This is a genomic window from Micromonospora sp. ATA51 (assembly GCF_016802855.1).
Lineage (GTDB): Bacteria > Actinomycetota > Actinomycetes > Mycobacteriales > Micromonosporaceae > Micromonospora > Micromonospora sicca.
Genome location: NZ_JAEVHJ010000286.1, coordinates 1 through 8,821 on the forward strand (window position 1 = coordinate 1; position 8,821 = coordinate 8,821).

Consider the following 8,821-nt stretch of genomic DNA (forward strand, 5'->3'; position numbering starts at 1 on the left):
CACCGGAGGCGGCGGCGCCGGCCCGTCCGCCCGCGCCGCGCCCGGCCCCCGCCGGTCCGACGCCGCCCGGGGACGACCCGCTGGCCGCGTACGAGCAGGAGTTGGCCGACGTCGTACCACCGCGCTTCGCCCGGGCGGGCGACGAGCCGGAACCGGTCGTCGGCGAGGCCGACCGGGTGTACGACGTGGAGTCCGCCACGGTCCGGCTGGCCGACGTGGGCGGCATGACGGCCGTGAAGGAACGCCTGGAGCTGGCCTTCCTCGGCCGCTGCGCAACCCCGAGCTGCGCCGGATGTACGGCAAGAGCCTGCGCGGCGGGCTGATGCTCTACGGCCCGCCCGGGTGCGGCAAGACCTTCCTGGCCCGGGCGGTGGCCGGCGAGATGGGCGCGAAGTTCCTCTCCCTGTCCATCGTCGACGTGCTCGACATGTGGATCGGCAACTCGGAGCGGAACCTGCACGAGCTGTTCGAGGCGGCCCGGCGCAACGCGCCCTGCGTGCTCTTCCTCGACGAGGTCGACGCCCTGGGCCACAAGCGCTCCCAGGTCTCGTCGAGTTCCATGCGGACGCTGGGCAACCAGCTGCTGGCCGAACTGGACGGCATGGAGGGCAGCAACGAGGGGGTCTTCGTGCTGGCCGCCACGAACACCCCGTGGGACGTGGACCCGGCGCTGCGCCGGCCGGGCCGGCTGGACCGGGTGGTGCTGGTGCTGCCGCCGGACGCCAAGGCCCGGGCGGCGATCCTGGAGTACCACCTGCGGCAGCGGCCGATCGCGAACATCGACCTGCGCCGGGTGATCGCCGCGACCGAGGACTTCTCCGGCGCCGACCTGGCCCACCTCTGCGAGACCGCCGCCGAGTTCGCGATGGCCGACTCGGTACGCAGCGGCGAGGTCCGGATGATCGAGCAGCGGGACCTGGAGCGGGCGCTGAAGGAGGTCCGCCCGTCGACCCGGCCCTGGCTGTCGACCGCTCGCAACGTCGCCATGTTCGCCAACGAGGGTGGCGTCTACGACGACCTGGTGGCGTACCTGAAGCGGCGCAAGCTGCTCTGACGGCTCAGGCGACGCTCTCCCGGACGTACCCGCGGCGGCCCACCGCGATCACCTTCACCCGCTGCCGGCCGGCGCGCACCATGCCCAGGGCCATGAACGCGCCGGCGATCCGGTCGGCGGCCTCCCGGCTGCTGGCCCCGACCACCTGTCGGCGTCGTTCCGGGCTGGTCCGCTCGTTGCGGCCCGCCCCTTCCAGCGGCCGGACGTCGGTGAGGACCACGAGGAACCGGGTCATCGCCGACCACCACCGGCTGGGCGGACGGGTCCGGGCACCCGGGGGTGGCGTCCGGTCAGCGTCATGCGGGTCCCTCCCCGTCGGTTGCGGATGAGGGGCACGCGGCGATCGGGTCGTGGGGGAGTAAAACCCGATCGCCGCGCGCCCCATCCCCTCCGGTCGCTCACCACCACCGTCGCCACGACAACCGGCGGTGAGGACGCCGTCACAGATTGACAGGTGGACACGCGTGAATGCAACTCTCATCGGCTTTCTCTCACGCGCACCCTCCCGTTGATGTGCGACCATCGATGCATGGCTCCGAAGACCGCACGGGCCCGACGGCTCGGCATCGCCCTACGCACCCACCGGGAGGCCGCCGGCCTGACCCTCGAGGCCGCGGCCGACGAGATCAACAGCACCCGGAGCACCCTGTCCCGCTACGAGAACGCGCAGACGCTGGTCAGCCCGGCCACCGTCCACGCCCTGCTCACCCTCTACCGGGTCGGCGCCGACGAGGTGGCCGCGGCGGTGCAGCTCGCCAAGGACGCCCGTAAGCCCGGCTGGTGGGTCTCCTACTCGTACCTGCTGGACCGCCGGACCATCGACTTCATCGCCCTGGAGGCGGAGGCCACCGGAATCGCCAACTTCGAACCCTCGGTGGTGCCCGGCCTGTTGCAGACCGCCGACTACATCCGCGGGGTGATGCGCGGCGGTCCGCACACCCTCAGCGACGAGCAGGTGGAGCAGCGGGTCCACCTGCGACTCGACCGGCAGCAGCGGCTCACCGCCGACGCCCCGCCGATCCTCGACGCGATCATCGACGAGGGCGCGCTGCTGCGCCCGGTGGGCGCCCGGGCCGTCATGGAGGGCCAGCTACGGCACCTGCTGAAGATGGCGGAGCTGCCCAACATCACCGTGCAGGTGATCCCCCTGACGGCCGGCTACCACCGGGGCACCCGGGGTTCGCTGCACATCCTGGAGTTCGCCGACCCCGAGGACCCGATCATCGCCTCGGTGGAGACGGTGGCCGGGCAGATGGTCCTCGACCGGCCGGGTGACCTGCGGACCTGCACCAAGATCATGGAACATCTCCGGGCCGTGGCGCTGAGCCCGGCGGACAGCCGGGACCAGCTGGTCCAACTCCTCAAGGGAAGGTAGAACCGATGCGATCCACGAACAGCCTCCACTGGCGCAAGAGCAGCCACAGCGGCGACGAGGGCGCCTGCGTCGAGATGGCCGTCCTCCCGGCGGCCGTGGCCGTCCGCGACTCCAAGGACCCCACCGGCCCGACGCTGGTCTTCTCCCCGGCCGCCTGGGCGGCCTTCACCGGCGCGCCGCCCCGCGACTGACGCCGCCCGGCCCCCGCGCGTAACGCTCAGGTCCGGCCGCGACGGTGGTCAGCCGGCGACCACCGGGCCGGCCGCCGGCGACCCCGCAAGCAGGGTCTCCAGCGCCGCGATGGCCACCCCGCGGGCCCCCGCCATGTCCCGGTCCGGCACCAGCTCGAAGGTGGCGACGGCGGCCTGCTCGGCGCGGACCACGGTGTGCTCCGCGACCGTGGCGAGGAACCAGTCGCGGAACTCCGGCGCCGCCTGGCCGGTGTTGAACGCCTCCTTCGAACATTCCCGCCACCACGGCGCCACCCACTGCTTGATGTGGTTCCAGGTGCGCCGCAGGTCCGGCAGCGACCAGCCCTGCCACGGCGTCAGGTCCGCCTCGGCAACCCCGTAGGACGCCTCCGCCAGGCGTTGGGCATTCACCGCCGCGAGCCGGCCGAGCATGTGGTTGAAGACGAACCGGGCCGCCCCGGCGTGCCGACGCAGGCTCTGCTCGTCGGCCGGGTCCAGAGCGAACTTGTACGCCTGCACCGTCCAACCCGCAGGGGCCTCATACCGCCTCACCCGGCATCACCCGCGGTCGCGGCGGCCACCGCCCGCTCGGCCCGGGACGCCGCCGCCCGGCGCCCGTACAACCGGGCGCACAGCGAGGTCAGGATCTCCGTCACGTCACTGACCAGGTCGTCGTCCACCCCGGCCGGATCGACCACCAGCAACCGACGCCCCTGCGCAGCCAACGCGGCCTCCACGTACTCGCCACCGAAACGAGCGAACCGGTCCCGGTGCTCCACCACGATCGTGGTCACCGCCGGATCGCGCAGCAACGCCAGGAGCTTCTCACCGCCGCCGTCCAACGCCGAGGCGACCTCAGTCACGACCCGCGCCACCGCAAGGCCCTGCCCGGTGGCCCACCCAGTGACCCGGGCGACCTGCCGGTCCAAGTCAACGCGTCGGTCCGCCGAGGACACCCGGGCATACACCACCACAGTCTCGGCCCGGGCCAGGCCGGCGGGCTGCTCCACCAGGATCAGACCACCGACCCGGCGAGCGGGCACCGGCAGCTTGCCCTCCCGAAACCAGCGATACGCCGTTACCGGATGGACCCCTTCCCGCTTCGCCCACTCCTTCAAGTTCACCGCTGCACACTATCGCGCACTGCCAAGGCAACTATTGGAACCCCGCCATCCCGGCGGCCCCGGAGACGACCCGCCCGCTCTCCACCACCCCACCGCCGAGCCCGGTGCCGACGATGGCGGCGACCGAGGAGCAGCGCAGCGCGTCCGCCCCGAAGTACACGTCGCGGGCGTAGAGGGCGGCCGCGCTGCCGTCGTTGTGGTAGATCACCGGGAGGCCGAGCCGGCGCTCCAACGCGCCGCGCAAGTCGTATCCCTGTCAGGCGGGCTGGGAGAAGTTGGTCGAGCCGCGCAAGGAGATCACCCCGGTGGCGCTCGCCGGACCCGGGGTGTCCAGGCCGACGGCGCGGACCAGCTCGCGGGGCACGCCGGTCAGCGCCAGCACCCCGTCCAGCGCCCGGGCCAACGCCTCGATCGCCGCCTCGGGGCCGGCCTGCACCTGACTCCGGATCTCCACCAGACCGTCCACCAGGAACCGGCCGTCGACGCTCAGGACCGTCGCGTTGTTGCTGGTCCCCGCCGTTGTCGAGACCCACCACCACCGGCAGACCCGCGCTGCCCACCCCGCCACCGCCTCCCGCCAATTCCGTCCCGACCCGAGGCTAAGCCACGTTCACCGTCCCGCCATTCTCCACTCACCCGACACCCGTGGCCCACCCCGCGAACCGCCCGCACCAGACGGCGCGCGGACGGCAGTGCGGTGGGCGGCAGGACGGCGGCGGCCCCGGCCCGTCAGCGCGGGTTCGTCAGCGCTGTCGGCGGGCAGTGACGGCGGTGGCGTCGAGGTCGTCGTCGCGGACCACCGTCGGCTCCAGGCCGAGAGCGGCGTACTCCGCGCAGAGCGCGTCGGCCTGTCCCTCGCTGATCTCCACCACCAGGTGTCCACCCGGGGCGAGCCAATCCACCGCGCCGACGGCCACGCGGCGCAGCACGGCCAGCCCGTCCACGCCGCCGTCGAGCGCCACCGGGGCCTCGTGCAGCCGCGCCTCCGACGGCATCAGCGCGACCGCCGCGCTCGGCACGTACGGGGCGTTGGCCAACACGAGGTCGAGCCGGCCGCGCCACTCGGGTGGGACCGGCGCGAACAGGTCCCCCTCGAACACGGGCACGCCCAGCGGGGTGAGGTTGCGCCGGGCGCAGGCCACCGCCGCCGGGTCGATGTCGGCGGCGGCCAGCCAGCGGGGTGCGAGCCGGCCGTGCAGCACCAGGGCGGCGGCGCCGGAGCCGCAGCAGAGGTCCAGCACGGCGGGCGTGGGACCGGCCAGCGCCGCGGCGGCGGCGACCAGCAGCGCGGTCCGCCCGCGCGGCACGAAGACGCCGGGGTCGACGGCCACCCGCAGGCCACAGAACTCGGCCCAGCCGAGCAGGTGTTCCAGCGGCAGGCCGGCGACGCGGCGGTCGACGAGGTCGGTCAGCGCCGCGGTCGAGTCGGCCGCGGCGATCAGCAGCTCCGCCTCGTCCTCGGCGTAGACGCAGCCGGCGGCGCGCAGCCGCTGCACGAGGGCGGGACGGTCGGGAGAGAACAGGGTCGGTGCCATGGCATGCCTCCGGGAGACGCTCGTCGGCGCTCCCGGCGTCGCCTAACCCTGGGGCGGCGCGGGCTCGGAGGGAGCGGCGTTCCTCTGGTGGTGGATCGGTCTCGCCTCCTCCGGTCGGGGCCCGCGCGGGCCGTGGCTGCCCGTCACGATAGCGGAGCCAGGGGCATCCGTCCGTCCCGGCGTCCCGGCCACGGCGGCAGGCTGGTGTCCGGCCGTCCGGGCGCCGACCGGGCCGGTCAGGCCGGCTGGCGTCGAGCGCGGCGGCGACGTCGGCCACCAGGTCGGCGGGGTCCTCGATTCCGCAGGAGAGCCGGACGAAGCCGGGAGCCGTGTCGTCGCCCCACTGGGCCCGCCGGTCGGCGGTGGTGTGCAGGCCGCCGAACGAGGTGGCGGCGGCCACGAGGCGGGACGCGTCGAGGAAGCGGGCCACCCGGTCGGCGTCGCCCAGGTCGAACGAGAGCACCCCGGGCATCCGTCGCATCTGGACCGAGGCGATCGCGTACGCCCGGTCCCCGGGCAGTCCGGGCCAGCGCAGGCCGGTCACGTCGGCGCGGTCGGCGAGCAGCCGGGCGAGCGCCTCGGCGTTGGCGGACTGCCGGGCCAGCCGCAGGTCCATGGTCGCCAGCGAACGGTGGGCCAGCCAGCAGTCGAACGCCCCGGGCACCCCGCCGGTGGTGGTCCGCCACGCGGTCACCGGCTCCATCAGCGCGGCGGAGCGGGTCGCCACGTACCCGAGCAGCAGGTCGGAGTGGCCGGTCAGTGCCTTGGTGCCGGAGGCGACCACCACGTCGGCGCCGAGGTCCAGCGGCCGCTGCCCGAGCGGAGTGGCGGTGGTGTTGTCCACCGCGACCAGGGCACCGGCGGCGTGGGCCCGGGCGGCCAGCGCCGGCACGTCGGCCACGTCCAGGCCCGGGTTCGCCGGGGTCTCCAGCAGCACCAGCCGTACGCCGTCGAACGAGGGGTACGGCCCGGCGGTCGGCACGAAGCCGACGCGGACGCCGACGCCCTCCAGGGTGGCGGTGGCGAACGCCCGGACCGGGAAGTACCCGTCGGCGGGGAGCAGCACGGTGTCGCCGGGGCGCAGCACGGCCAGCAGCAGCCCGGTGATGGCTGCCTGGCCGCTGGCGAAGACCTGGCAGTCCCCGCCCTCCAGGTCCCCGATGGCCGCCTCCAGCAGCCGCCGCGTGGGGTTGTCCGGACGGCCGTACCCGTTCGGCGTCGCCGCCGGCCCCCGCCACGGGTCCAGGTGGTACGGCGCGGCGAAGACCGGTCCGGGCAGGAACGGCTGCCCCGGCTGCGGCTCGGGCAGCCCTGCGTGGACGCTACGGGTGCCGTCCCCCCACTCGGTCATGGCCGCCTCACTCGTACGACTCGGGCTTCGCGGTCCGGCTCATCAGGGCGTCCACGGCCAGCCGCGGGTCCATCCCCTCGTGGCAGATCCGCTCGATCTGCTCGGTGATCGGCATCTCCACCCCGTGCGCCCGGGCCAGGTCACGGATGGCCAGGCAGCTCTTCACGCCCTCGGCGGTCTGCCGGGTGGCGGCCTGCGCCTGCTCCAGCGTCTCGCCCCGGCCGAGGTGCTCGCCGAAGGTGCGGTTACGGGCCAGCGGCGACGAGCAGGAGGCGACCAGGTCGCCCATGCCGGCCAGGCCGGCGAAGGTGATCGGGTCCGCGCCGAGCGCCACGCCCAGCCGGGCGGTCTCGGCCAGCCCCCGGGTCATCAGCATCGCCCGGGTGTTGTCGCCGAAGCCCATCGCGGTGGCGATGCCGTACGCCAGGGCGATCACGTTCTTGACGGCGCCGCCCAGCTCGCAGCCGATCACGTCGTCGTTCGTGTACGGCCGGAAGTACGGCGTCCGGATCGACGACTGGACCAGGGCGGTTCGCCGGGCGTCGGTGCCGGCGACCACGGTCGCGGCCGGCTGCTCGGCGGCGATCTCGGGGGCCAGGTTGGGGCCGGAGACCACCACCACCCGGTCGGCGGGCACCCCGGCGGTCTCCGTGATCACCTGGCTCATCCGCTTGGTGGTGCCCAGCTCGATCCCCTTCATCAGGGAGACCAGGGTGGCGTCCGGGCCGAGGTGACCGGTCCACCCGGCCAGGTTGCCGCGCAGGGTCTGCGACGGGACGGAGAGCACCACGACCTCGGCCCCGGCGATGGCCTCCTCGGCGTCCCCGGTCGCGGTGACCCGCTCCGGCAGTCGCACGTCCGGCAGGTAGTCCGGATTGTGCCGCCGGGACCGGATCGCGTCGGCGACCGCCCGCCGCCGGGCCAGGATCGTCACGTCCCGGCCGGCATCGGCGAGGATCTTGGCGAACGCGGTGCCCCACGACCCGGCGCCCAGCACCGCCACGTGGCCGGTCATGCCGTCGCCTCCCCGCGCTCGACGCCGCCGAGCGGCACCACGACACTGAGCCGGTTCATTCGGTCACCTCGGGTTCACGCGGACGGGCGGGACGGGCCCAGAGCGGTGGCGGTGTGCCGCCGCGGATCTCCGCGACCATGTCGCGCAGCCGCAGCATGATGGTGTCGGTCATCTCCTCCAGGACCGCCCTGGTCGGCGTGGCGCCCGCCCAGCGGCTCAGGTCGACCGGCGGGCCGGCGACCACGGTCACCGGGATCCGGGGCCGCAGGCCGAACCGGGTGGTTCGCGGGTCGAACAGCTTCTCCGGCCCCCACATCGCCAGCGGGATCACCGGCGCGCCGGTGGCCAGCGCCAGCCGGGCCGCCCCGGTCTTGCCCTTCATCGGCCACAGCTCGGGCTCCCGGGTGGTGGTCCCCTCCGGGTAGATCACCACCGCGCCGCCCTCGGCCAGGGCGGCGACCAGCTTGTCCAGCGACTTGACCGCGTCGACGGTGCCGCGCTCCACCGGGATCTGCTGGCACCGGTGCAGGATCCAGCCGATCACCGGGACCCGGAAGACGCTGGCCTTGCCCAGGTACTGCGGCCAGCGCCCGGCGTCGTGGATGAAGTGCGCGGAGACCAGCGGGTCGGCGTGCGAGATGTGGTTGGGGACGATGATGATGCCGTCGGGGCGGCGCAGCTGCTCCGCGCCGCGCCAGGCGCGCCGGGTCCAGACGGTCATCACCGGCTTGACCAGCACCACGGCGAACCGTTGCCAGAATCCCAGCCTTCGCCGTGTCACCCTGCCTCCTCGTCGTGCCCCGACCCGCGCGCCCACGTCCCGCGACGAAATCATGCCTGCTCGCCGCGGGTCCGGCCAGTGAGGGTACCGCCGCCCAACTGGCAGGATTGTCACGTGGCTGAGCCGACCTGGACCGTAGTGGTGCCGGTGAAGCGTCTCCCGGCGGCGAAGAGCCGCCTGCGGGGCGCGCTGCCGGGCGTACCGCATGAGGAGCTGGCGCTGGCTCTGGCGGCCGACACGGTCCGCGCGGTGCTGGCCTGCCCGGCGGTGGCCGAGGTCCTGGTGGTGACCGACGACGCCAGCGCGGCGGCGGAGCTGGCCGCGGCGGGCGCCCGGATCGTGCCGGACGCGCCGGACGGCGGGCGTGAACGGGGCCTTCCGGCGCGCGCCGCGGC

General features: G+C 74.3%; 8 protein-coding genes and 6 pseudogenes. 5 read left to right on the forward strand and 9 right to left on the reverse strand.

Going from position 1 to position 8,821, the window contains the following annotated elements:
• Positions 1-323: pseudogene (locus JNW87_RS30085) on the forward strand (ATP-binding protein); the annotation flags it as partial.
• On the forward strand, positions 293-1,054 hold the full coding sequence (locus tag JNW87_RS30090) for a 26S protease regulatory subunit (RefSeq protein ID WP_238454828.1): 762 nt from the start codon (positions 293-295) through the stop codon (positions 1,052-1,054). The pseudogene JNW87_RS30085 and the gene JNW87_RS30090, both read left to right, overlap by 31 nt.
• A gap of 4 nt (positions 1,055-1,058) precedes the next feature.
• Here the strand turns inward: JNW87_RS30090 and JNW87_RS30095 are convergent, their stop codons facing one another.
• Entirely contained in the window at positions 1,059-1,289 is a 231-nt protein-coding gene (locus JNW87_RS30095) for a hypothetical protein (RefSeq protein ID WP_109800835.1), read from the reverse strand.
• 294 nt (positions 1,290-1,583) lie between these two features.
• On the opposite strand from JNW87_RS30095, the gene JNW87_RS30100 reads away from it, so the two are divergent.
• Both JNW87_RS30100 and JNW87_RS30105 read left to right on the forward strand, forming a co-directional pair.
• Positions 1,584-2,429, forward strand: coding sequence for a helix-turn-helix transcriptional regulator (locus JNW87_RS30100; RefSeq protein ID WP_238454829.1), 846 nt, complete (start codon positions 1,584-1,586; stop codon positions 2,427-2,429).
• Positions 2,430-2,434: 5 nt separating this feature from the next.
• On the forward strand, positions 2,435-2,620 hold the full coding sequence (locus JNW87_RS30105) for a DUF397 domain-containing protein (RefSeq protein ID WP_109800837.1): 186 nt from the start codon (positions 2,435-2,437) through the stop codon (positions 2,618-2,620).
• Positions 2,621-2,668: 48 nt separating this feature from the next.
• On the opposite strand, the pseudogene JNW87_RS30110 reads toward JNW87_RS30105, so the two are convergent.
• The 8 genes and pseudogenes from JNW87_RS30110 to JNW87_RS30145 form a co-directional block, all read right to left on the reverse strand.
• Positions 2,669-2,866 (reverse strand): annotated as a pseudogene (locus JNW87_RS30110) (ROK family protein); the annotation flags it as partial.
• Between the two features lie 186 nt (positions 2,867-3,052).
• Positions 3,053-3,172 (reverse strand): annotated as a pseudogene (locus JNW87_RS40930) (helix-turn-helix domain-containing protein); the annotation flags it as partial.
• Entirely contained in the window at positions 3,169-3,744 is a 576-nt protein-coding gene (locus JNW87_RS30120) for an IS607 family transposase (protein ID WP_238454830.1), read from the reverse strand. The gene JNW87_RS30120 and the pseudogene JNW87_RS40930, both read right to left, overlap by 4 nt.
• A gap of 40 nt (positions 3,745-3,784) precedes the next feature.
• Positions 3,785-4,304: pseudogene (locus tag JNW87_RS30125) on the reverse strand (ROK family protein); the annotation flags it as partial.
• Positions 4,305-4,487: 183 nt separating this feature from the next.
• Entirely contained in the window at positions 4,488-5,279 is a 792-nt protein-coding gene (locus JNW87_RS30130) for a putative protein N(5)-glutamine methyltransferase (RefSeq protein ID WP_109805132.1), read from the reverse strand.
• A 247-nt stretch (positions 5,280-5,526) separates the two neighbouring features.
• Positions 5,527-6,630 (reverse strand): annotated as a pseudogene (locus JNW87_RS30135) (cystathionine gamma-lyase); the annotation flags it as partial.
• 7 nt (positions 6,631-6,637) lie between these two features.
• On the reverse strand, positions 6,638-7,645 hold the full coding sequence (locus JNW87_RS30140) for an NAD(P)H-dependent glycerol-3-phosphate dehydrogenase (RefSeq protein WP_109805130.1): 1,008 nt from the start codon (positions 7,643-7,645) through the stop codon (positions 6,638-6,640).
• A gap of 55 nt (positions 7,646-7,700) precedes the next feature.
• The gene (locus JNW87_RS30145; protein WP_238454831.1) at positions 7,701-8,426 is read right to left on the reverse strand and encodes a 1-acyl-sn-glycerol-3-phosphate acyltransferase; all 726 of its coding nucleotides are present in this window, start codon (positions 8,424-8,426) and stop codon (positions 7,701-7,703) included.
• A 114-nt stretch (positions 8,427-8,540) separates the two neighbouring features.
• On the opposite strand from JNW87_RS30145, the pseudogene JNW87_RS30150 reads away from it, so the two are divergent.
• Positions 8,541-8,821 (forward strand): annotated as a pseudogene (locus JNW87_RS30150) (2-phospho-L-lactate guanylyltransferase); the annotation flags it as partial.

What these genes read in the sequence shown, in the direction of transcription:
- JNW87_RS30090 (WP_238454828.1), top strand. Translation starts at nt 293, where the DNA reads ATGTACGGCAAGAGCCTGCGCGGCGGGCTGATGCTCTACGGCCCGCCC.
- JNW87_RS30095 (WP_109800835.1), bottom strand. Translation starts at nt 1,289, where the DNA reads ATGACCCGGTTCCTCGTGGTCCTCACCGACGTCCGGCCGCTGGAAGGG.
- JNW87_RS30100 (WP_238454829.1), top strand. Translation starts at nt 1,584, where the DNA reads ATGGCTCCGAAGACCGCACGGGCCCGACGGCTCGGCATCGCCCTACGC.
- JNW87_RS30105 (WP_109800837.1), top strand. Translation starts at nt 2,435, where the DNA reads ATGCGATCCACGAACAGCCTCCACTGGCGCAAGAGCAGCCACAGCGGC.
- JNW87_RS30130 (WP_109805132.1), bottom strand. Translation starts at nt 5,279, where the DNA reads ATGGCACCGACCCTGTTCTCTCCCGACCGTCCCGCCCTCGTGCAGCGG.
- JNW87_RS30140 (WP_109805130.1), bottom strand. Translation starts at nt 7,645, where the DNA reads ATGACCGGCCACGTGGCGGTGCTGGGCGCCGGGTCGTGGGGCACCGCG.